The sequence below is a fragment of the Leucobacter sp. UCMA 4100 genome (assembly GCF_027853335.1).
GTDB lineage: Bacteria > Actinomycetota > Actinomycetes > Actinomycetales > Microbacteriaceae > Leucobacter_A.
The window spans coordinates 2,067,334-2,090,352 of sequence record NZ_JAFEUS010000002.1 but is presented as its reverse complement, the minus strand read 5'-3'; the positions used below and the strand labels follow the sequence as shown (position 1 = coordinate 2,090,352).

15 protein-coding genes are annotated in these 23,019 nt (G+C 63.0%); 2 read left to right on the top strand and 13 right to left on the bottom strand.

Annotated elements, in window-relative coordinates:
• Positions 1–5: 5 nt before the first annotated feature.
• From JSO19_RS09730 to JSO19_RS09690, 9 genes are all read right to left on the bottom strand, one after another.
• A complete protein-coding gene (locus JSO19_RS09730; protein WP_270911408.1) occupies positions 6–2,696 on the bottom strand; it encodes an HtaA domain-containing protein in 2,691 nt (896 codons plus the stop codon).
• 344 nt (positions 2,697–3,040) lie between these two features.
• Complete coding sequence (locus JSO19_RS09725; protein ID WP_270911407.1) at positions 3,041–4,375, bottom strand: O-acetylhomoserine aminocarboxypropyltransferase/cysteine synthase family protein; 1,335 nt, start codon at positions 4,373–4,375, stop codon at positions 3,041–3,043.
• A 13-nt stretch (positions 4,376–4,388) separates the two neighbouring features.
• Entirely contained in the window at positions 4,389–5,306 is a 918-nt protein-coding gene (locus JSO19_RS09720) for a methylenetetrahydrofolate reductase (protein WP_270911406.1), read from the bottom strand.
• Entirely contained in the window at positions 5,303–6,460 is a 1,158-nt protein-coding gene (locus tag JSO19_RS09715; protein WP_270911405.1) for a hypothetical protein, read from the bottom strand. The genes JSO19_RS09720 and JSO19_RS09715 overlap by 4 nt, the downstream gene beginning before the upstream one ends.
• Entirely contained in the window at positions 6,457–8,781 is a 2,325-nt protein-coding gene (gene metE, locus JSO19_RS09710; RefSeq protein WP_270911403.1) for a 5-methyltetrahydropteroyltriglutamate--homocysteine S-methyltransferase, read from the bottom strand. Before metE ends, JSO19_RS09715 begins: the two co-directional genes overlap by 4 nt.
• A gap of 118 nt (positions 8,782–8,899) precedes the next feature.
• Positions 8,900–10,543: a dipeptide ABC transporter ATP-binding protein gene (locus JSO19_RS09705; protein ID WP_270911401.1), complete on the bottom strand. Its 1,644-nt coding sequence runs from the start codon at positions 10,541–10,543 to the stop codon at positions 8,900–8,902.
• Positions 10,540–11,415: an ABC transporter permease gene (locus JSO19_RS09700; RefSeq protein ID WP_270911399.1), complete on the bottom strand. Its 876-nt coding sequence runs from the start codon at positions 11,413–11,415 to the stop codon at positions 10,540–10,542. Before JSO19_RS09700 ends, JSO19_RS09705 begins: the two co-directional genes overlap by 4 nt.
• Positions 11,412–12,392, bottom strand: a complete 981-nt coding sequence (locus tag JSO19_RS09695; RefSeq protein WP_270911397.1) for an ABC transporter permease — start codon at positions 12,390–12,392, stop codon at positions 11,412–11,414. Before JSO19_RS09695 ends, JSO19_RS09700 begins: the two co-directional genes overlap by 4 nt.
• Positions 12,393–14,036, bottom strand: a complete 1,644-nt coding sequence (locus tag JSO19_RS09690; RefSeq protein WP_270911396.1) for a TIGR04028 family ABC transporter substrate-binding protein — start codon at positions 14,034–14,036, stop codon at positions 12,393–12,395.
• 170 nt (positions 14,037–14,206) lie between these two features.
• On the opposite strand from JSO19_RS09690, the gene JSO19_RS09685 reads away from it, so the two are divergent.
• On the top strand, positions 14,207–16,249 hold the full coding sequence (locus tag JSO19_RS09685; RefSeq protein ID WP_270911394.1) for an FAD/NAD(P)-binding protein: 2,043 nt from the start codon (positions 14,207–14,209) through the stop codon (positions 16,247–16,249).
• The gene (locus tag JSO19_RS09680) at positions 16,224–16,934 is read left to right on the top strand and encodes an SDR family oxidoreductase (RefSeq protein WP_270911392.1); all 711 of its coding nucleotides are present in this window, start codon (positions 16,224–16,226) and stop codon (positions 16,932–16,934) included. The genes JSO19_RS09685 and JSO19_RS09680 overlap by 26 nt, the downstream gene beginning before the upstream one ends.
• Positions 16,935–16,987: 53 nt before the next feature.
• Here JSO19_RS09680 and JSO19_RS09675 read toward each other — a convergent pair whose 3' ends face one another.
• From JSO19_RS09675 to JSO19_RS09660, 4 genes are all read right to left on the bottom strand, one after another.
• A complete protein-coding gene (locus JSO19_RS09675) occupies positions 16,988–18,139 on the bottom strand; it encodes a peroxidase-related enzyme (RefSeq protein WP_270911391.1) in 1,152 nt (383 codons plus the stop codon).
• A gap of 128 nt (positions 18,140–18,267) precedes the next feature.
• A complete protein-coding gene (locus JSO19_RS09670; protein ID WP_270911389.1) occupies positions 18,268–19,989 on the bottom strand; it encodes an AMP-binding protein in 1,722 nt (573 codons plus the stop codon).
• 163 nt (positions 19,990–20,152) lie between these two features.
• A complete protein-coding gene (locus JSO19_RS09665) occupies positions 20,153–21,874 on the bottom strand; it encodes an acyl-CoA dehydrogenase (protein ID WP_270911387.1) in 1,722 nt (573 codons plus the stop codon).
• Positions 21,875–22,037: 163 nt separating this feature from the next.
• Positions 22,038–23,000: a diaminopimelate dehydrogenase gene (locus JSO19_RS09660; RefSeq protein ID WP_270911385.1), complete on the bottom strand. Its 963-nt coding sequence runs from the start codon at positions 22,998–23,000 to the stop codon at positions 22,038–22,040.
• Between the last annotated feature and the right edge of the window lie 19 nt (positions 23,001–23,019).

Sequence of the window (23,019 nt, the reverse complement as noted above, 5' to 3'; positions counted from 1 at the left end):
TCATATTAGGCCTGCTGCGCCTTACGGCGCTGCGCAGCGACCAGGGTGACCGCGCCCGCGGCGACCACGAGCAGAGCAACGGCGCCGATCCACACCCAGGCATTATTCGAGCCCTCGGTACTGGTTTCAGCGACCGCAAGCGGCTGCGCGCCGGCGGCCTGAAGCTGCTCGTCGCGGTTTACCTCGAGGGTCTGCTTTTTCGTTTTGGGCTTCAAGATCTCAATCTCGCTGCCAACCGAAATGCTGCCCTGCAGGGTCAACGTGTGCATGCCTGGTTCGATATCTTCGGGCAGCTTGCCGATCCACCGCACGACGCCGTTCTTGTCGGCGCTCGCCTCAGTGTCGAGCACGATCGGGTCAGAATAGAGCACGACCATGATGCCGAACTCTTCGGGTTCGAAGCCCGAGCCCTCAATCTCGATCGTTGCGCCGGGGCGCAGCTTCTCGGGGTCGGTGAGAACCTCGAGGCCGGTCGTCGCCGGCGGCTCTTCAGGAACCGCGCGGGTTGCCTGCGGAGACCCAGCGGTCTGCGCGCCGTACGAAGCCGTGCTGGCCGAGCCAACCGTGAAACTCAGCGGATCGGCGCCAAGGCTATATGAGCCGTAGGTGAAACCGCCGCTCACCGGAACGCCGCTCCACGTCACCTCGCCGTTCGGGCCAACCTGTTTCGAGGCCGCGCCGAGGTTGAGGCCGAAGGTGCGCCCGCTCGCGGTGAGCGTTGCGCTCGATGCGTTGTGAACGGTGATCGTCGGGTTGGCGATCGGTTCAGAGAGCAGGCCTCCGTGCCCGGTGAAGAGCACAACGCCCGAGTACTGAATCGAACCGGTTTGCGTTTGTGCGTTCCAGCTGCCGCCACCGGCCTGCGGGAACACAAAGCCACCCTGACCGCCGCCAACGCCCTGCGTCGAAATGCCGCCCTTCGCGATCTTGCCCTGCACGTACGCAGCGAACGGGCTCGAGACGCCCCAGGTCAGCGAGCCTGCGGCTGCACCGTTCTGCTGGCTGACGGCTGGCGGAGCGGGCTTCGGAAGCGGCTTCGGGTTTGGCTTCTTGATCGGAGGCTTGGGAGGCACGACGATCGGTTTCTCGTCAGACGCCGAACCAACAGTAAAGGTGAGCTTTGAAAGCTCATCGCCCTCGCTGTAGAAGGTTGTTAGCTTGTCGCCATCGAACGCATAGCTGAAAACGTTCACGCCTTGTTTGTGCAGTTTCACGGAGGCATTGCTCCACGTAACGCTTCCGTCTTTCGCTTTCGTGGCCTTCGCGCTTGCAAGATCTACATTTCCGATTGAAACCCGCTTACCTTCATAATCGACTTTCAATACCGCAGCGTTCTTACTCTGAACAACAACCTGAGGGTTGGCAAGAGTGACGTTTAGAGCACCCTTGTGCCCGTAGAAGGTCACTGCACCACCAAAGTTCGCGGTGCCAGTCTGCGTCTTTTCATCCCACTTACCACCCACGATCTGCGGGAAGTTGAACTGGTCACCCTTGCGAGTGGCCGGTTTCATCATCTTGACAGAGCCCTTAGCGATAGGGCCCTCAATGTAGTCAACGAAGTCTTTTTTCACGCCCCAGGTCAAACCACCCTGAACCGGCTTGGGAGTCTCAGGATCGACCGGAACCTCTGGTTCAGTCGCACCCTCAGCAAAGTTCAGAAGCACCTTCGCATCAAACGAACGATCCTGCATACCCGTATGGTTCGCAGCAGTAAACACCGCAGTCGCGCCACCATCAAGCTGCTTCACCGCATACTCAAGCTCAAACGTGCCATCCGCCTCAGGCTTTACCTGCTTCGAACCATCACGACAACCCATCGCATACGTAAACAAATCAGTCGGCAACTCAGTATCAGCACACAAGAACACGTAAATGCTCTGCTCAGGGTTATAACCCTCACCCTTCACCGTCACCGTGTCACCAGCAGCCTTCAAATCAGCATTCGGCGACACCGACAACTTCGGAGTTGCTGGCTCAACCGGGTCAACCGGATCAACAGGAGCCTCGGCTGCAGTCACCGAAACAGTGGCAGGAGCAGAGGTAGAGCCCGTGAAGAGCGCCTCATCGCTCGGCGTAAAGACGGCGGTAAAGGTGTGATCACCGAGTGCGAGCGCACCCGTCTCGATCGACGCTTGGCCTGCAGAGACTGCAATCGGCGCGCCAAGAACAGCGTCGCCGTTTACAAAGGTCAGAGTGCCTGCTGCGTCACTCGGGCTTACCGAAGCACTCAGCGTCGTTGCTTCGCCTTCAGTGAGCGTGGTCGATGCGGCCGAAAGAGTCACACTCGTATCCTGAGCGACAGGAGCGGGAGGGAACAATTGGTCCCACTGCGCCTCGGTAACCACCAAGTCTGCACGGCCGTAGACATTTTCGGGCGTAGCGGCCGAATGCTGTTTCCAGAGCAGCACCTCGTACTGCTGGCCACGAATCAGCGCCTGACTATCGCCCGCCGCAACAGTTTTCGCGGTCAGTGTGAACGTACTTGAACCGCCAGCCACCGTTGGAAAGGGCATTGCAAAAGCAGCGTACTCAGTACCGTCACCGCCCTTGGGCACAAGCGCGGCATACGTTGACTCAACGTCCGGGAGCCCGGTGGCCGTTACGTCGACTGTCAGCGTTCCATCGGCGCTTACCGCCTGAACGCTCGGTGTGACGATGGCAGGCTCGGCTGCTTGTGCAGCGGGAACAGCGAACATGCTGCCAAAGGCGACAAGAAAGGTAGTGAGAAGAGCAAAAGCGCTTCGGGACTTTTGGCCCCGGGCACTTCCCCGTGAAGCAATCGACTTTCGGACTCGAGACAGTGACATTCGTCAGGGCTCCTCACACCTAAGAAAGTATAGAACTGATGGAGGTAAGTACGGCCTAACCACCATCACTGAAGATAGCTTAGGGCAACCTCACCTGTCAATTCGACATAAACCCTGATAAGAGGGCCTTTTTAAAACACTCTTTCCTTGCTTTTCTGCACCGTCTCTGATCACCTGCGGCAGTCACGGCCGCACGCTGCTGCCCCCTTACGCACAGCACTTTCAAGCGAGTCTCACGGCACCCGATCGAGCGCACCGCGCAGGTCGTTCACGAGGTCTTCAGCGTGCTCAAGCCCGACCGAGAGCCGCAGCAACCCAGGGGTGACGCCGAGCCGCTGGTTCAGCTCCGGAGCAAAGCTCGCGTGGGTCGAAGTAAGCGGATGCAACACCATTGAGCGTGTGTCACCGATACCGGTCATGCGTGAGAAGATTTGCAGTCCGTTGAAGAAGGCTTTTGCTCCCGCTTCTCCCCCGCGCACCTCAACCCCGAACACAGCTCCCGTGCGGCCCCCGTAATCACGTTTCGCAAGCTCGTAGCGAGCGTTCGACGGGAGGCCTGCATAGTGCACCGCAAGCACCTCGGGCTGCTCTTCGAGCCACTCGGCAATGCGCAAAGACGAGTCGACGTGGCGTTCCATGCGCAACGACAGGGTCTCGAGCCCCTGATGCAAGAGAAAACCGTTAAAGGCCGCGAAGGTCGGGCCAATGTCGTTGACCACCTGCTCGCGAGCCGCCTGCGCAAACGCGGTACTGCCAAAACGGTCAACGTACGAGCCGAGGCCGGGCCGCAACGAACGGGTTATGAGTGGGTACGAACGCCCCGCCCGCGACGCGGCGAGCCAGTCGAATGATCCGCCGTCAACTATCGCACCACCGACGGCGGCTCCATGCCCCGATAAAAACTTCGTTGTCGAGTGCACCGTGATGTGCGCTCCGTGAGCGAAAGGACTGATGAGCGCCGGGGTGCCGACCGTATTGTCGACGATAACGGGCAGGTGGTAGCGCTCGGCGACCTCGGCAATGCGCCTCAGGTCGGTGATGTCGTTGAGCGGGTTCGGCACCGACTCGGTATAGATCGCTTTGGTCTCGGGGCGAATGAGGCGTTGCCACTCGTCGTCATCATCGATGTTCCACACGTAATCGACGCCAATGCCGGCGCGAGCAATGCTGCGACCAAACAAAATGCGCGTCCCACCATAAATTGACGCGGTCGAGACGATGTGGTCGCCCGTTTGCGCGAGCGTCAAGATAGCCGAGGTGATCGCAGCTTGCCCGCTCGACACCGTGACCGCAGCGCTGCCGCCCTCAAGCGAGGCCAATCGCTGCTCGGCGACCTGGTTCGTCGGGTTGCCCTGACGCGAATAAATCGGGTCGGTCGAGGTGCTGTTGAACCTCGCAACCCCGTCGTCGAAGTCTTCAAACACGTAGCCGGCCGAGAGCGCGACGGGCGGAACGCGAAGGCCACGATTCGCATCGCGGTACTCGCCCGCGTGCACCTGCCGTGTTTCGAAAGCAAAGCCGTTCCAATCGCTGATGGGGGTGCGGCTTTGACAGGGTGCGTCGTTCATAGTGCGTGCTCCGTTACTGTGCATGGCCCGGCGACGCCTTCGCAGTGAGCAACCCGAGCTCACGCAAGACGGCCAGGACCTGTTCGTGTCGGTTGAAGGTGTAGAGATGTAGCGAGTCGATGCTCTCGGCCAGAATCGCCTGCGAGAGTTCGATGGTGTGCGCGACCCCGAGGTCGGGCGCGTACCCACCAACCCGTTCGATAGCCCGCTCGAGCTCCTTCGGGGCGGGCTGACCCGCGAGGGCCGAGACCTTGCGCAGTTGAGCACTCGTGGCGACCGGCATGAGCCCCGGAATAATCGGCATCGTCACACCAGCGCGCCTGGCATCGGCGACGAACTCCAAGAACTCATCGGCGTGAAAGAACAGCTGGGTGATGGCAAACTGCGCTCCCGCCTGTTGCTTCGCCGCTAGCCATTCAAGATCGGCCCCGCGACTTCGCGAGAGTGGGTGCCCATTCGGGTAGGCCGCTACCGCGGTTCGCCCGACGCTCGTAAGCGGTGGCCGCTCGGCGCGCGCCTCGGCGATGAGTTCGACGAGTTCTGCCGCGCTGAGCGCATCGCGAAACACGGGATCATCGAGCCCGAGCCCCTTTGGCGGGTCGCCGACGAGCGCCAAGAAGTCGTGCACCCCGAGATCGAGAATGCGGTGGATCGTCGCCTTCAGCTCGTCGCGCGACGTATTGACCGTCGTGAGGTGCGCGAGCGGCAGAGCCGAGGTGTGGTCGCGAATGTGCTTGAGCAGGTCGAGCGAGGCATTACGGTGCGAGCCGTTGGCACCGTAGGTGACGGCGATAAAGCCGGGGGCCTCGGCAGCGAGGTGCTGCACCGCGTTGCCGAGGGCAAGTGCTGCCGCCCCGCTTCTCGCGGGAAACACCTCGAACGAGAACCTGGGTTTCGTGGGCTGGGTTCCGGTGAGTAAAACATCGTTCATGACGCACCCACCGTCTCGTTCGTGAGCCCGAGCACCTCTGCGGCGAGCGCCGTGCCCCGCACCCTGGCGGCAATTTTCGAGAACGCCACGTCACGGGCGAAGTCTGGCGAGCCGTGACGAGGTTTGTCGTCAATGAGGTACGGCGAGAACCCGCAGTCGTCGGTTGAGCCGAGCAGGTTCGCCGGGATAAAGCGTGAGGCTTTGACGAGCTGGTCGCGCACCTCTTCGGGGGTCTCGAGCTTCGGGTTTGTGGGGTCGGTCACCCCGAGCAGAATGTGCGGCAGGTGCCCCGTTTCGTCAAGCGCACCGAGCTGCGAGCCGATGAGCGATGCGACTCGCTGTGGATCTTCTTCGCTCGCGGCCTGCACAAGAAAGTAGCCCGCCTCGATTTGCAGCAGCTCGGGAATGAGCTTCGCGTAATCGACGTCTGCCGAGTGTGCGCTGTCACGGTCATTGCCTGGGCACGTGTGCACCCCGGTTGCCGCACGCTGTTCAGGAGTCAGCTCGTCGAGCACGCGATTCACCAGGTCGATGAACCCAGCGAGCGCGCTCGGCCCAGCCCACGGCGCCCTGAGGTCGGTACGCAGGGCGAGGCGCCCCTCGGTGAAGTCGATGCTCACCCGGCTCGCGCCTGCGGCAAAGGAGCGCCGGATGTCTTCGGCGCACTGGGTCACGACATCGTCGAGAAACTCTGCACGGGTGTAGCCCGCGAGCCCAGACTCAGGCACCATGAGCGAGAGCATCGAGGGCGAGATGACCGCCTGCTTGAGCGGCGCATCGGTCAGGGCCCTCGCCTTCTTCACATCATCAGCGGCCCACACCCGGTAGCGCAGCGGCGCCCTCAGCAGCCTCGGCACCACACGGTGATGCCCGTCGGCGAACACCGCAAACACGGGCCCCTCAGAAGCATCACCCTGGTCGAGAAAATAGGTCGCAAAGCTCGCCCGACGCTGCTCGCCGTCGCTGAGAATCGGTGACCCGGTCTCGGCCATGCGCTGAAGGGTCTCGGCGACCGCGGCATCCTGCGCCTCGGCAAGAGCTTCGGCGCTCACGAGCCCCAGTTCAGCCTCAAGCACCGCCCGCTGCAGCGCCGCGGGCCGCGGCAGTGAGCCAACCGGTTCGGTGTGCAGCGGCTGGCTCACGCCCGTTGTCACACCTGCTCCCTGTCACGCACGGCCTTCGTTGCAGCCACGAGGTTCTTGAGACTCTCAACGGTCTCGTCGTACCCTCGCGTCTTGAGCCCGCAGTCGGGGTTGACCCAGAGTAGCTCGGCGTCGATCCGCTCACGGGCGATCTCAATGAGGTCGCGAATTTCGTCGACGCCGGGCACGCGGGGTGAGTGAATGTCGTACACCCCGGGGCCGATGCCGCGAGAGTAGCCGTGGTCGCCAATGGGTTGCACGACGTCCATGCGGCTCCTCGCCGCCTCGATGCTCGTGACATCGGCGTCGAGGCCGTCGATCGCGCCCACGATCTCGTTGAACTCTGAGTAACAGAGATGGGTGTGGATCTGCACGCCCGCGGGTGCCCCGCCGGTCGCAAGGCGGAAGGAGCCAACCGACCACTGGAGATATGCTTCGTGGCGCGAGGCTTCGAGCGGCAGTAACTCACGAAGCGCTGGTTCATCGACCTGCACAATGCCGATCCCGACCTCGCCCAGGTCGCGAATTTCGTCTCTGAGCGCGAGTGCGACCTGCTCAGCGGTTTGCCCGAGCGGCTGGTCATCGCGCACGAACGACCATGCCAGAATCGTGACTGGGCCCGTGAGCATGCCCTTGACCGGCTTCTCGGTGAGCGACTGCGCATACGATGACCAGCCGACGGTAATCGGCGCCGAACGCACCACATCGCCCCACAGAATCGAGGGCCTGGTCGCGCGTGAACCGTACGACTGCACCCAGCCGTGCTCGGTCACGGCGAAGCCTTCGAGGTGCTCGGCAAAGTACTGGACCATGTCGTTGCGCTCGGCCTCACCGTGCACGAGAACGTCGAGCCCGATCTCTTCTTGCAGGCGAATAACCCGCTCGATTTCTTCACGCAAGAACGCGTTGTAAGCGCTCTCGTCGATCTCACCACGGTTGAAAGCAGCGCGAGCGACCCGAATCTCTGAGGTTTGCGGGAACGAACCGATCGTCGTTGTTGCGAGTTGCGGGATCGAGAGGGCCCGCTGCGCTTCACGCCGCTCTTTTTCGCTCGCACGCTGACGACTCTCGGCGGTCACCGAGGCAACTCGGTCACGCGTCTCGGGCAGGTGCACGCCCGGCGCCTGATCGCGGTCTCGAAGCACCGCTTCGACATCGGCAAGCTCGGTCTCAATCGCCCCGGCACCCTCGGTGAGCCCGCGGGCGAGGGTAACGACCTGCTCGACTTTCTGATCGGCGAACGCGAGCCACGACCTCAGCTGGTCGCTGAGCTTCGTCTCGCGGCGCACGTCGTAGGGCAGGTGTTGCAGGTTGTTCGAGGTTGAGACGACCGGGACAACGCCAGCTTCGCGAAGGGCCTCGAGCTCAGCAAAACGCTCGCGCAGGTTGGTGCGCCAGATGTTGCGCCCATCAATCACACCGGCAACGAACTGTGTTTCGCCGAGTGCTTCGGCGAGCGCTGCGGGCTCTGGCACGGCACCCCGAACCAGGTCGGCGTGCAACGCCTCGACGGGAAGTATTGCGAGTCGGGTCAGGTGCTCGCCCACGTCACCGTAGGGCGCGCTCAACACAATCGCTGGGCGGTCGGCCTCGGCCGCGAGTTCACGGTATGCCGCTTCGACGAGTGCGACAATTTCACCCCGGTCAAGCCCGAGCGAGTCTGAGACGAGTGCCGGCTCATCGAGCTGCACCCAGGTCGCACCGGCAGCCTTGAGCTCACGCAAGAGCGTCGCGTATGCCCCGACCAAGTCGGCGAGACGGGTGACGGGATTGAATCCCGGCGCAGCCTGCTCACTCGCCTTCGCGAGCAGCAGGTAGGTTACGGGGCCCACGATCACCGGGCGTGCTTCGATGCCCTGCTGCTTCGCCTCACGCACACCATCGGCGTACCAGTCGGCGTTCGCCTCGAACGCGGTCTGCTCGTCGATCTCAGGAACCGAGAAATGGTAGTTCGTGTCAAACCACTTGGTCATTTCGAGCGGCTGGTGCTGGGCGTCGCCCCTCGCGAGCACGAAGTACCGGTGCAGGGCTGACCCCTCAACGTCGCCAAAGCGAGCCGGGATAGCGCCCACCGCGACCGTGGCGTCGAGCACCTGGTCGTAGAGGCTGAAGCTCTCGGGCACTGCCCCGCCACTCGCCTGGAGCCCGAGGCCTACCAGCCGTGCGCGGGTGGCCGCACGCTGCTCGCGCACCTCATCGATGAGTTCGGCCTCGCTCAGGCCGCCCTTCCAGAAGCGTTCGACCGCGCGCTTCAGCTCACGGTCGGGACCGATTCTCGGGAAGCCCTGAATCGTCGCGTTGGGCAGTGGGTGCGTCGTAGTTGTCGTTGTCATCGTTGATCCTCCAGCGTTGCTCAGCAGATGTACAACGACTGTAAGAAGCCCCGCGAAACTCAACAAGTTTCATGACGAACTATGACTCATATGACGTTCAGGGCTCACCCGAAAAACGCTAAATCACCCAGTGCCCAGCGACTCTCTTCGTGCCCGGAATCGCGTCGATGAGACTCTGCGTGTAAGGGTGCTTGGCGTGGGCAAACACCTCGGCAGAGGCCCCCTGCTCGACTTGAACGCCGTGCTGCAACACCGAGACGGTGTCAGAGATTTGTCGCACCACCGCGAGGTCGTGCGAGATGAACACGTAGGTGAGCCCGAGCTCAGCCTGCAGGCTCGCAAGCAACCGCAACACCTGCGCTTGAACGGTCACATCGAGCGCCGAAACAGCTTCGTCAAGCACGACGAGCTCTGGCTCAATGATGAGCGCCCTCGCGATCGCAACCCGTTGTCGTTGCCCTCCTGAGAGCTCGCGTGGCTTCCGGTGAGCAAAGCTCGTTGGAAGCGCCACCAGGTCGAGCGCTTCGGCGACCTTGCTCGCATGTTCGCCACGCGACCCAATGCGAAAGTTGCGCAGCGGCTCAGCGAGTATCTGCCCGATCGAATGCCTCGGGTTTAACGACCCGTAGGGATTCTGGTAGACGAGTTGTGTCTCGCGCCGAAACTCACGCAGCGCGGCGCCCCGGAGCGTTGTCACCTCAACGCCGGCGACCGTAATGTTGCCAGCCGTGGGCGCCGAAAAGCCCGCGATCGCGCGACCCGTCGTCGTTTTGCCAGAGCCCGACTCACCCACAATCGCGTGGGTTGTGCCCCGCGCCACCGTAAACGACACGTCGTTCACCGCGACAAACGCGTCGGCCCCTCGCCCGAACTCCTGCCTCAGCCCACGCACTTCGAGCAGGGGCGTCTCATCGGCGGCTACCGTGCGCACACTCTCCCGCTCAACCACTCGACCGAACGAGGGCGCATCGCTCATGAGCTGCTTCGTGTACGCGGCCGCGGGGCGCGTGAGCACCTGCGCGCTCGGGCGCTGCTCCTGTACCTCGCCGTTTCGCATGACCACGACGGTATCGGCGCGATCCGCCGCAACCGCGAGGTCGTGCGTAATGAAGAGCATGCCCATGCCAGAGCTCTCACGCAGCTCGTCGAGCAAGTCGAGCACCCTGCGCTGCACGGTCACGTCGAGCGCAGAGGTCGGCTCGTCGGCGATGATGAGTTCGGGATCGTTGGCGATCGCCGCGGCGATGAGTACCCGCTGACGCATGCCGCCAGAGAGCTCGTGAGGGTGCTGCTTTGCTCGCCGCAGGGGCTGATCGATGCCCACCCTCTCGAGCAGGGCATGCACCCGTTCTGCCACCTCGGCCTTGCTCGCCTGTCCGTGAATGCGCAACGACTCGCTGATGCTCTTGCCGATCGTTTGCACCGGGTTGAGCGAGTTGCTCGGATCCTGCGGCACGAGGCCAATGCAGCGACCACGCAGGTCTTGCCAGCGCCGCTCAGTAAGCCCGAGAAGTTCGGTCGAACCGAGCTTTCGTTCGTCGAGCACGACACTGCCCTTCGTCACCCGGCCATTGGCCGCGAGCAACCCGATGGCCGACTGCGCAATCGTCGTCTTGCCAGAGCCAGACTCGCCGACCACCGCAGTCACCTCGCCGGGCTTCACGTCGAGACTCACGCCACGAACCGCTTTTGCCGGGCCGCGTGAGGTCTCGTATTCGACCTCAAGGTCACGAATACGAAGAAGCTGTTGTGGGGCGGTCATGCCGCTGCCCCCTTTCGTTCACGGTCAGTAATGAACTGGCTTAGGCGGTTCGTCGAGAGCACAATGAGCACGACAACGAGGCCCGGCAGCAGGGTGAGCCACCAAGCCGTCGCAATGTAATTGCGCCCCTCGGCTATGAGCAGCCCCCACTCTGGCGTTGGCGGCGGTGCGCCGTAGCCAAGAAACCCGAGCGTTGAAATCTGCAAGATCGCGCTGCCGAATTGCAGCGCAGCAAGCGCGATCACCGGTGTGAGCGAGTTTGGCAAAATATGGCGCCACAGCACACTCGCGAAGGTGCCGCCGGAGCCATAGGCCGCCTCAACGAACTCGCTCGCGCGCACGCTCACGACCTGCGAGCGACTCAACCGGGCAAACACCGCGACCGAGGTGACGCCCACAGCGATCGCCGCGTTCGCCGTGCCGAAGCCGAGCAGAATCACAATGCTCAGCGAGAGCAGCAGGGTTGGAATCGCGAGCAGCACGTCAACAAAGCGCATGAGCACCTCTTCGACGACGCCCTGGACTGCACCCGCGATGACACCGATCAGGGTTCCGAATACGAGCCCCACAAGCACCGCGAGGAGCGCCGCCGAAAGCGACTGCGAGGCACCGTGCACGACCCTGGCGAAGAGGTCACGCCCCGTCGCGTCAGTGCCAAACCAGTGCTCGGCGCTTGGCGGCTGGAGCGCAGGTGAGACCGCCTCGATCGGGTCATAACCCGTGAAGAGAGAGGGCACAAGGGCCCAGACCACAGCGATGAGCAGCACGAAGCCGGGCACGAGCACCGCTGGTGTGAGCAGTGAGCGCCACGCGCTCCGTGAAACGCCCACCTCAGCTTTCACCGGTTGAAGCGTTGTTGGGTTCGCACTCATGACGTCACCTGTTCCAATTCGAGAGGAGCTGCCGAACGACCCCGCCGGGGCTGCCTCAACCTCGCGTCGAGTACCGGGTACAGCAGGTCAACAATGAGGTTGATCGTGACAAAGAGCAGCGTCGCAATCACCACAACCGCGAGGAGCACTGGGGTGTCCCGACTTGCCACGGCTTGAGCGGTGAGGCTGCCAATGCCCGGCCTCGCGAACACCGCTTCAGTGACAATCGCGCCGCCGATAAGCTCACCGAAGAGCAGACCCGACATGGTGATGACGGGCAGGAGCGCGTTCGGGGCGACGTTGCGCCACAGAAGCCAGCTCGTGTTCGCCCCTCTCGCCTTCGCAACCGCGATAAAGGGCTGCTCGCGCACCTCGTCAATGCTGCGCAAGAACACCTGGGCAATGGGGGCAGCGATCGGGACCATGAGGGTGAGCACGGGCAGCACGAGCGCCTGCGCCTCGCTCGCCCCGATCACCGGGATGAGCCCCATTTGAAACGACACCAGTTGAATGAGCACGATGCCCACCCAAAAGACCGGGAGCGACACGAACAGCGGGGGAATGTTGCGAAAGAGCCCACGCAGCCACGCACCCTTACCGTAGCTCGCGGTAAACGCGATCACGACCCCAAGAAACCCTGCCCCGACGATCGCGAATCCGGCGAGCGCGAGGCTCGAAGGCAGCGCCTCGGCGAGCAGTTGCGAGACCTTGGCCCCGCTCTGCGCGGAGTACCCGAGGTCGCCCGTCAAGAAGGCACCGATCGATTCGAGGTAACGCTCGATCAAGGGCCTGTCGACGCCATACGAGGCTCGAATCTCGGTGAGCTGCGCTTCGGTGAGGCCAAGCTCTGGGCTGCCATACCGGGCCATGATCGAGTCACCGGGCAACGCGGCGAGCAAGATGTAGGCCCCGGTGTAGGCGAGCCAAAGCACCACCACGGCCTGGAGCACGCGGCGAAGGAGTGTGCGCGGGGTCATTTACTTCAGGCTCACATCGTAGAACGAGGGGCGACCAATCGACTCGGTCGTGAAGCCCTGCACCCGGTCGGTGAGCCCAAAGACCTGCGACTCTTCGAAGAACGGCAGCACGTAGGCCTGCTCGGCGAGGTGCTGTTGCGCAGCCGCCGAGGCGGCCTGCCGCTCCTCAACGGTACTCACCGAGGCAATACGTTCGAGCAGTTCATCAAGCTCGGGATCGTAGAGTTCGCCGGTGGCCCCATTGAGATTGAGCAACGAGTTTCGGTTGGTCGAGTAGTACTGCGACTTCAGCACGTCGAAGTCTGCGCGACCGACCATCGAGTGGTAGACCTGCACTGTGTCGATGTCTTGTTTCGCAGTGTCCTGCGCGACCTGGTCGCCCGAGATGATGTCTACGCCCACGCCAATGGCCGAAAGCTGGTCTTGCACGAGCGTCACCACGTCTTTCGAACGTGGCTGCGGGAGCGCTTCGTTAAAGGTGAGCTCGAGTTTCTTTCCGTCTTTCTCGCGAATGCCGTCGCTGCCGACGACCCAGCCTGCCTCGTCGAGCAGGGCTTGCGCTTTGGCCACGTCGTATTCGTAGTAGTCAGAGGTGTCAACGTACCCTAACGCGCTCTGTGCGAGCACTCCGGTCGCAAGCGGGTAGCTCCCGGAGAAGAGCGTCGAAACGATCTGCTCCCGATCAATCGCGTGAATGAGGGCCTGCCGCACCCGAATGTCCTCGAGCAGGGGGTGACCAAACCTGAAGTTCAGGCCGTTGTTGACGCCGTTCGTACTCGCGGCCACGATGCTGAGCCCCGGGGCTTCAAACTGCACTTCGTCTGGGGCAGGAATTTGCCTCGCAATATCAGCCTGACCGGCGACAACCGTGCCCACCCGAACGCTCGATTCGGCAGCGAGTATGAAGTTCACCCCATCAATCTCGGCAGCACCCTGGTGCGCTCTGGCTGCGGGCGCCCAGTCGTAATCGTCGCGGGTCACGAGGTTAAGCTGCTGCCCAATTTGCTCGTTGTCAACCACAAATGGGCCGCTCCCGATGATCTCTGCCGCGTTGCCCGGCCCGAACTCGTCGCTCGTTCGGTCGAGCGTATCGTTCGAGACGAGACCTGAGTTGATCGTAGAAACGGCCTGCGCAAACCCCGGTGACGGTGCGGTGAAGAAGAACTTCACCGTGCGCGCGTCAACCGCCTCTGCACGGTCGTAATTGTTGATGGCCTCTGAGACGGGCAGGCCCCGGTCGGTATCGCCCTTGCCGTAGAGCTCGAAGTTCTTCACGACGTTTTCAGCGTCGAGGGGTGACCCGTCTGAGTAGGTCACACCCTCGCGAATGGTGAAGGTGTACTCGGTCGCGTCACCGTTCACCTCGGGAAGCTCCTCGGCGATCCACGGGCTCAGTTCGAGGCTCTCTGGATCTTGATACAGCAGGCGATCGGTGATCTGGTTCAGGATGCCGCCGTTCGGGTAAAAGCCACCCGATGGCGCGTACAGGGTTGTCCAGGTTTGCGGCTCGAGGTAGGTGAGCGTGTTCGACCCGCCCTTGGCTCCAGACCCCGATTGGTCGGAGTTTCCCTGTGCCGAGCAGCCCGTCAGCGCAATGGCAGTGATCGCGATGGCTGAGACCCAGGCTGTTCTTCGGCGTTTCATGTGTGGCTCCTTCAAGGTGGTGTTGGCACCCGGGCTTGTCACCCGGGCGAGATTCGCATAACGTAACTAGAAGATATTATTATGTCTCACATAAGCTAATCTAAAGTCAACGTGTAACACAAAGTCACACAGCACCACTTCGAAGCGAACATCACCTATACCTAACAGGCATGCACACAACACCAAGAGCAACCATCGCCCTCGTGGGGGCAGGCCCTCGCGGCGCCTCTCTGCTCGAACGCATTGGCGCCCATCTCGGCACCCTCACCCACACCCCACCCCTCGACATTCACGTCATCGACGACGCTCCTCGCGGAGCTGGCCGCATCTGGCGCACCGACCAGCCGCGCGACCTGTGCATGAACACGCTCGCCCACGCGGTAACCCTGTTTACTGAACCTGGAAGCACCGTCTCAGGCCCCGTCGTCGAGGGCCCCACACTCTATGAGTGGTGCGCCCTCCTGCGCGACGAAGAGACGCCGGGCATCGCCGCGGCACACGTCGAAACGTTCAGGCACTTTCGGCCACCAGCGACGCTCGCCGAGGTATACCGCGAAGAGCTCGCCGCACTCAAACCCGAGTCGCACCCGAGCAGGGCACTCTACGGCGAGTATCTCGGGTGGGCCTTCAGCCGTGCCGAGTCTCTCGTAAAGCCCTACGCGACGGTGCATCACCACACGGCGCGCGCCATCTCGGTAGCGCACCTCAAAGCGCAACTGCCAAGCAACCGCACGCTCATCTCCCTCAGCGACGGAACGAGCGTCGCCGCCGATGCCGTGATTCTCGCGACCGGGTGGCTGCCCGCGGCCGACTCACCCGAGGAGCAGGCTTTCGAACGCAGAGTACAAAGCCGCCCCGGGCTCACCTGGGTGAAACCCGGCAGCCCCATTGAGCAAGATCTCAGCCAGATCGAACCCGGCAGCGCAAGCATCATTCGGGGCCTCGGCATGAGTTTCTTCGACACCGTCTCACTGCTCACGATTGGCCGAGGGGGCCACTTTACCCCGAGCGCCGACAGCGCCTCGGGCCTTCGCTACCACGCGTCAGGGGCCGAGCCAGTCATGCACGCCACGTCTCGCCGCGGCGCTCCTTTTCGCGCCAAGTCGCTGTACCACGCACTTCCCCCGTCGCCCAACCAACGGTTTGTGCGTTCGGTCGACTGGTCGCGGGTGCCACGCCCCATCAACTTCAATGCGACGTTCTGGCCACGCGTTGTCGCTGACGCTTTTCTCGACCATGCTCTCACGCTCTCACAGGCTTCACGGGGGGCTGTGCTCGCGAGCGAAGAGCAGCTCACGAGCACGGTCGAGCAGGCGCTCGACGAAGCGCTCGCACGGGAGAGCGATGACCTCGAAGCACCCGTCGCCCTCATCGGCGAGGCAGTCGCCCGACTCATTGCTCGCCCCGGCGATCGCTTCGACCTCATGACTGAGATGCGGCTCGGCGACCTCACCTTCGGCTCGCCAGAGGCCTACCAGCGGCACACGCTCGAACGAACGGCACAGGATCTGCGAGACGCGGTACTCGGCGCTGCCAGCCCAACGAAGGCGGGTCTTTGGTCGATCAGCGGTGCCAGGGGCGTCGCGAACCAGGTTGGCACGCTCGGCGGCTTCGATGCCGAGTCTCGGGCAACGGGGTTTCGACTGCTCAGCTCGCTCGGCGGTATGGTCGGCTCTGGCCCACCTGCGTTTCGCGTGCAGCAACTGCTCGCCCTCGCCGAGGCAGGGCTCGTGAACTTCATCGGCCCCAATGCAAGCGTGCACGTTACCGACGATAGTTTCGTTGCCGAGTCACCAAACGTTGCGGGCTCACGCGTCACCGCAACGAGTCTTGTCGAGGCGTGGATGAAGTCGCACGATCTCGCCCAGAGCGCTGACGCCCTCACCCGCGATCTCGTCGCCGGCGGCAACGCGCGAGGGTTCACCGTGCGAAGCCGCGGCGGCGCGCGCCGGCCAACACGCTCGTTCGAGATCAACCCCGCAAACGGCAAGCTCATCGGCGCATATGGAACCGAAGACCCGTCCATTCACGTCGCGGGCATACCCGTCGACGACCAGTTGCACGGAACCGTCATCAGCCCCATGCCGGGCACCAACCCACCCATGCTTCGAGAGACCGACCGCGTGGCTGCGAGCGCGCTTCGCACCGCGTTTGCGGCCCTCGAAGAGCGTCAAGAAGGAGACCTTCGTGTCAGCACACCCGTCACCCCATAAGCCGGTCGCACTCGTGACCGGAGCGACGAGCGGAATGGGCCGCGAGGTCGCACGTGAGCTCAGCGCCACCCATCAAGTGATCGCCGTCGGGCGCGACGAGGCCCGCCTCGCGGCGATCACCGCTGAAACCGGAGCGACGCCTTGGCAGTTCGACCTGACGAGCGACGCCGAAGCCCTCGGCGCGAGCGTTGCCGCACTCGAGAGGCTCGACGTGCTCGTGCACGCGGCCGCCCTCGGCGGGCACCACTCGGTTGCCGAGGCACCCGACGCAGTCTGGCAAGAACAGTTCGAAACGAACGTGCTCGCCCCCGCCCGAATCACTCGCCAAGCGCTGCCGCTACTGCGTGAGACCGAGGGCACCGTCATATTCATCGGTTCAGGCGCTTCGACTCGGCCGGTCCCGGGAAGCGCCGTGTATAGCGCCACGAAGCACGCTCTCAAAGCGCTCGCTGACGTACTGCGCATCGACGAAGAGCCCCGCCGAGTGAGAGTCACAACGCTCGCGCCAGGACAAACGAACACGGCAATGCTCAAGCGCTCAATACCGAGTCAGCAGCACACCCCAGAACGCTATATCCAGCCGCGTTCCGTCGCCGCAACCGTTCGCTTCGTGGTCGATGCACCAGCCGACGTGCATCTCACCGATGTCACGCTTCGGCCGAGACAAGAAATCGCCCGGTTATAACACCGGGCGATGTGAGGCGGCGCGTGCCTCCTCATGCGGGCCTACCGCTCACGCTAGGCGGCTGTGTCGGGCACCGCAGCCTCACCGAGCGTCAGCATCAGCCGGTTGGCCCACGCGAAGAACGCCGTCGCGAAGGCGATGTCGGCAATTGACGACTCATCAATCGCTTGCTCCCGCAACGCTTCGACCTCCTCTGGCGAAGCACTCGGTGTGAGCTCGGAGAGCCTCGCTGAAAACAGCACGATTGCGCGCCACCGGGGATCCTGCCCCTCGGCGAGCACCGTGACGTCTTTCGCAACCCAGGCGCCGTCGCGCTCAAGCGGCACCGCAAGCAAACGATCGACGTCGGCTTCCCGCTTCGTTTGAAACGCCGCTTTGCGCGAGTGCACCGAGGCGCAATACACGCAATCGTTCACGCGACTTGCGACGGTGGCCGCGAGCTCACGCTCACCGCGAGCGATGCCTTTCGCCCCCAAGAAGACCGCGTCGTCGAGGGCGCTTCGGGCGCGCAGCACCGCGGGAACCCTCGCGAGCAATCGAAAGTATTCTGAGTTCGTGCTCGACTTCGTCGCAAACGAGTCGATCTGCACGGGTGTCAGCTCGGCCTCAGCGACCGCCGGAACCCACGGCTCCCACGCGAGCACCTCGCGCGTGAACGCTTCAGGCACGAGGCTTCCCCGCGACGTGCGACCCTCGCGCCGACCATCGCTCGGGGCCGTTGGCGAATCATGCCGCGGTGCCGGGAGCACCTCCGGCACTGGCCCCGCGAGCAGCTCCAGAGCGTACAGCGCACGCAAGAGGAAGCTCGTGAACGCGACCACCTGGCTCACCAGCACGATCTCGTCAGCGCTCACCCCGGCAATCTCGAGCGCGAGTTGATCATCCTTGGACACGAGCGCCGGTGAGACCGTAATGTGCTCGGCGTGAGCGAGAAGCGCCCTCTCGCGCCCGTTTTCTGCCGCGAGCGAGGTCTCCGAAGTTCCCGACGCCGCCCTGTGGTGCCTGGCGAGCTCGGCAGACCCTTGCAACTCGGCCACACGTGCCGCGATGCCGTGCAGCACCCGACCCTCGAGCACCTGTGGCTCTGCAAAGAGCGCGTGATATGCCCCTCTCGTGTACTTCACCGCCTCAGCTCTCACGGGAAACGAGGTGACGCTCACCTCAGGGTCAAGCAGGGCTTGCAGTTGACTTGATGATTGCGACACGGGATTCCTCTCACGCTGTGATCATGGTGACGGTCACAGCGTAAGCGGGGGCAGAATCGATCCGCAAATCATCACGTAACATAATGACTCATATAACGAGTTGCTATATTGCGGATCGCGCAAAAGCCCTACTCGTCGCCCGCCGGCAGCGCGCGAACGGCTTTGCGATCAACAAGGAGCGTGTCACGAACCTGGCGGCGCAGAATCTTGCCGATGAGCGACTTCGGTAGCTCCTCCCACACAAAGTAGCTCGTGGGGCGTTTATATTCAGCAAGTTGCTCGCGAGCAACGGCCCTCGCGCGCTGCTCGTCAAACGTGACGCCAGGCTCGGGAACCACAACGGCGGTGACCACCTCTGCCCCGCTTCCGCGAGGAACGCCAACAACCGCGACCTCGGCAACGCCCTCGACCGTGCCGATAACCCGCTCAACCTCGGTCGGGGCAACATTAAACCCGCCCGTAATAATGAGCTCCTTCTTCCGGTCAACCACCGTAACGAAGCCGTCGTCATCCTGCACAACGAGGTCGCCCGTGCGCAGCCAGCGACCATCGACGAGCGCGTCACGCGTATCTTCTGGCCGGTTCCAATACCCCTGGAACACCTGCGGGCCACTGATGAGCAGCTCACCCACCTGCCCCAGCTCAACCTCTTCGTGTGGGGCGTCAGGGTTCACGACGCGAATGTCGGTCGAGGGGAACGGCAGCCCGATGGCTCCGATGCGACGCTCATCGCTAAAGGGGTTGGCGAGCGCGATCGGGCTCGTCTCAGTCAGGCCATAGCCCTCGTTCAGCATGCTGCCCGCAGTATCTTCCCAGCGCTTCACGATCGCCGGGGTGAGCGTCATCGCACCCGAAATTGAGTAAACGACCTGGCTCAGGTCAAGCTGTCCGTCACGCGAAACCCGCGCGATCGCATCAAACATGGGCGGCACCGCGGGAATAAAGGTCGGCGGGAACTTCTCGGCAGCCTTTGCCACGAGAGCGGCATCAAAGGTTGGGAAGAGCACGGCTCGCGAGCCCGTCTCAACGGCATAAATGACCGAGAGCAAGAGACCAAATGAGTGGAACATCGGCAGCACCCCGTAGATGCTGCCCTTGCCGTGCTCAAAATCGGGCATCCACGCAGCCCCCATGCGAGCAACAGCCCAGAGGTTACCGTGCGAAATCATGGCACCCTTCGGGGCCCCGGTCGTGCCCGAGGTGTACTGCAGGCAGGCAATGTCGTCACGCTTCGGCCGCGGGTGATCCTTCGGCAGCGGTGACTCCCGCTCGAGCTTTGCGAACGGAACCGTGCCGGTCGTCGCAGCCCAGAGCTTCGCCCGACCCTCACGTGCCTTTTGCACCGGAAGCTTCAGCGCAACGCGCATGCCGAGCGGCATGGACCGAGTGATATCAACCGAAACGATCGTGTGAATACCGAGGCTTGCGGGCAACGACTGAACCGTCTCAACAACGTTGCTCCAGGCGATGACGATCTGCGCGCCGTGATCGCTGAACTGCGTGTGAAGTTCTTCTTTCGTGTAGAGCGGGTTGTGCTCGACCACCGTCGCGCCGAGGCGCAGCACCGCATAGAAGGCCACGATGTGCTGCGGAGCATTCGGCATGATGAGCGCCACGCGGTCGCCCGCTTTCACCCCGAGGTTTGCGAGCCCCTGCGCAACACGAAGCACCTGGTCAGAAAGCTCACGGTACGTGGTCGTGCGACCAAAGAAGCTCACGGCGTCTTGATCTGCCCACTCAGTGCAGCGCTCGTCGAGAAGGTCAATGAGCGATCCCGTCACGGGTTCAATGTCAATCGGGGTGCCGGGAGCGTAAAACCGGTTCCATGACCGGGTCTCATTCATGTGCATAGCGTTAAGGTTATCTTTTTTATACTGAAAAATCGCTTGCTCGTGAACGAAACCTACAAGGCTTCTCGGAATCGACGCCCGCTGGCCGCAAGACAGCACGAAGGCCCGGCCTCACTGAAGAGACCGGGCCTTCGCGTTGTCGCGGTGTCGACTTGAACCGTCGTTAGACGATTTCACCGTTTTCGACGATCTCGCGAAGCGAGTGCACCTCTGAGAGGTGGTGTGCGCCAAAGAAGTCGGCCTCAAGCAGACGTTGCTCGTCAAGCTCGGTGAGCGTTTCGTGAGCAAGCGTTGCCTGAATGATGAGGGCGTGCATCCACCCACCCATCACGAGGCTCAGCAGGCGCTGCAGTGGGACCGAGACGGCAAACGCGTCGCGGGGGTTCTGCGCGAAGCCGGCGAGCGCCTGGCTCGCAGCAACCGCGCTTCCGAGTGCGCGACCGAGGCGCTCAGCGGTGCGCTGTGCAACCGGGTTGTCGATGCCCTGGAGCGCGGTGACCTGCTCCTGCACCATGCCGAGTACCTGCTGCAGCGTCTTGCCGTTATCGCGCAGAATCTTGCGGCCAACGAGGTCGTTCGACTGAATCGCGGTCGTACCCTCGTAGATCGGGGTGATGCGTGCGTCGCGGTAGTGCTGAGCGGCGCCGGTCTCTTCGATAAAGCCCATGCCGCCGTGCACCTGAATCGCGTCTGAGGCGATGCGTACCGACTCTTCGGTGGCCCATGACTTCAGGAGCGGCACGAAGAATTCCATGATGGCCTGGTTGTCGCCCTCGGCAGCGCGGTCGCGCATGTCGCCGACGAGCACGCTGAAGGCGCGCATGGCGTGAATCGAGCTCGACATCGAGAGCAGCAGGCGACGCACGTCAGGGTGCTCGCCGATCGTTGCACCCGCGTCACGACCGATAACCGGACCCTGCACGCGGAACGCAGCGTACTCAGCTGCACGCTGGTAGGCACGGTCGGCAATGCCGAGGCCCTGAATACCAATGTTGATGCGGCTGTCGTTCATCATGACGAACATGCCCTGCAGGCCCTGGTGCAGCTCGCCGACGAGGTAGCCGGTCGCGTTCTCGTACTGCAGCTGCGCAGTGGGGCTGCCGTGAATGCCGAGCTTGTCTTCGAGTGAGACGGTCACGATGTTGTTGCGCTCACCGGGAGTACCGTCGGCGTTCAGCAGGAACTTCGGCGCGACGAAGAGCGACAGGCCACGGTGGCCCTCTGGCGCACCCTCGGTGCGTGCGAGCACGAGGTGAATGATGTTCTCTGCAACGTCGTGGTCACCCCACGTGATGAAGATCTTCTGCCCTGAGATCGAGTAGCTACCGTCGCCGTTGTCGCGAGCGATGGTCGTGATGGCGCCAAGGTCGGTGCCGGCCTGAGGCTCGGTGAGGTTCATCGTGCCGGTCCACTCGCCTGAGACGAGCTTGGGCAGGTAGGTGTCTTTGATCTCCTGCGAACCGTAGGTGTTGATCGAGTTGATCGCACCCGCGCTGAGGCCCGCTGCGAGCGAGAACGCCGAGTTCGCGGCCGACCAGAACTCGCTGAGCGCGCCCTGTACCGACGAGGGAAGCCCGTCGCCACCTGCCGACTCTGGCGAGCCCGCGCTTACCCAGCCTGCTTCAACGTAGGTTGCGTAGGCCTCTTTGAACCCATCAGGGGTCTGAACGTTGCCGTCGACGAGCTTCGCGCCCTGCACGTCGCCGTTACGGTCGAGTGGAGCGAAGACCTCGCTCGCCATCTCACCGCCAGCTTCAATCGCATCGAGCATGTCGTCAGCGGTCATTGCGCCCTCGGTTGAGCGAGCAACGATATCGGTACCAAAAACTTCTTTCAAGAGAAAGGCGTAGTCAGCTACCGGCGCTGTGTAATCTCCATTAGCCATGTCAGTATCTCCTCGATTCCACTCCGACGAGCATTGTCGGACGTACTACTCTTCATTATCCCCTGTTTGTACCTGGGTACCAATTGAGAGTCGCGCTCATTGTAGATATCACTGAGTGCGTTTCTCGTTTCTGGACCGGCACCGGTGGCTTTACCCCGACTCGCTACAGGAGCTCGGCACGCAGCTGTGCTGGCGACTTCGGCGACAGGAGCCCTGGCGCGATGTCGTACACGGTCTTGGCGCCGTGATCACCCGAGCGAGCGAGTTTTGCGGCTGCCCTCGCATAGGCTACGAGCACGCTCGACGTGAACTCAGGGTTCGAGCCAAGCGTCAGCTGAAATTCCATGGTCTGCTGCATGCCGGGCGATGATTCACCGCTGCGAATCACAAAGCCGCCGTGCGGCATGCCCTGGTGGTCGCGCTCAAAGACCTCTTCGGTGATCACGTGCACGGTGGTGTCGTACGGCTCGAAGTAGTCAGGCATGGTCACGATCGCCTCGCGAATTGCGGCCTCGTCGGCCCCCTCTTCGAGCACCACGTAGCAGTCACGCACGTGCTGCTGCCTCGCGGTAAGCTCGGGCCGGCTACCGGAACGAACCTGCTCGATAGCCTCTTCTGAGGGAATCGTGTACTGCACCGCAAGACGAACCCCGTCAATACGGCGCAGCGCGTCTGAGTGCCCCTGGCTGAGACCCTGACCCCAGAAAGTGTAGGTGCGCCCCTCGGGCAAGATGGCCTCGCCGAACATGCGCTGCAGCGAGAAGAGCCCCGGGTCCCACCCAGACGAGATGACGGCGGTCGTGCCAGCCGCTCTTGCCGCCTGGTCAACCGCGGCGAAGTGCTCGGGAATCTTGGCGTGCGTATCAAAGCTGTCGACGAGCGTGAACCGTGAGGCAAGCTCCGGCGTTTGCACGGGGAGGTCTGACTTCGACCCGCCGCACAGAATGAGTACGTCGATGTCATCGCGCGACTCGTCGAGCTCAGAGAGCGCAAACACGGGGGCCCCGAGCGTTGCAACACTCAAAGGGTCGCGGCGCGAAAAGACGCCGACGAGTTCGAGATCGGGCGCGAGCCCGAGCGCGGTCTCGACGCCCTTACCGAGGTTGCCATACCCAACAATCGCCACACGAGTGTTTGCTTCCAAA

Coding starts and splice junctions, on each gene's coding strand:
- JSO19_RS09730 (WP_270911408.1), bottom strand. CDS start 2,696: ATGTTCGCTGTTCCCGCTGCACAAGCAGCCGAGCCTGCCATCGTCACA.
- JSO19_RS09725 (WP_270911407.1), bottom strand. CDS start 4,375: ATGAACGACGCACCCTGTCAAAGCCGCACCCCCATCAGCGATTGGAAC.
- JSO19_RS09720 (WP_270911406.1), bottom strand. CDS start 5,306: ATGAACGATGTTTTACTCACCGGAACCCAGCCCACGAAACCCAGGTTC.
- metE (WP_270911403.1), bottom strand. CDS start 8,781: ATGACAACGACAACTACGACGCACCCACTGCCCAACGCGACGATTCAG.
- JSO19_RS09705 (WP_270911401.1), bottom strand. CDS start 10,543: ATGACCGCCCCACAACAGCTTCTTCGTATTCGTGACCTTGAGGTCGAA.
- JSO19_RS09700 (WP_270911399.1), bottom strand. CDS start 11,415: ATGAGTGCGAACCCAACAACGCTTCAACCGGTGAAAGCTGAGGTGGGC.
- JSO19_RS09695 (WP_270911397.1), bottom strand. CDS start 12,392: ATGACCCCGCGCACACTCCTTCGCCGCGTGCTCCAGGCCGTGGTGGTG.
- JSO19_RS09690 (WP_270911396.1), bottom strand. CDS start 14,036: ATGAAACGCCGAAGAACAGCCTGGGTCTCAGCCATCGCGATCACTGCC.
- JSO19_RS09685 (WP_270911394.1), top strand. CDS start 14,207: ATGCACACAACACCAAGAGCAACCATCGCCCTCGTGGGGGCAGGCCCT.
- JSO19_RS09670 (WP_270911389.1), bottom strand. CDS start 19,989: ATGCACATGAATGAGACCCGGTCATGGAACCGGTTTTACGCTCCCGGC.
- JSO19_RS09665 (WP_270911387.1), bottom strand. CDS start 21,874: ATGGCTAATGGAGATTACACAGCGCCGGTAGCTGACTACGCCTTTCTC.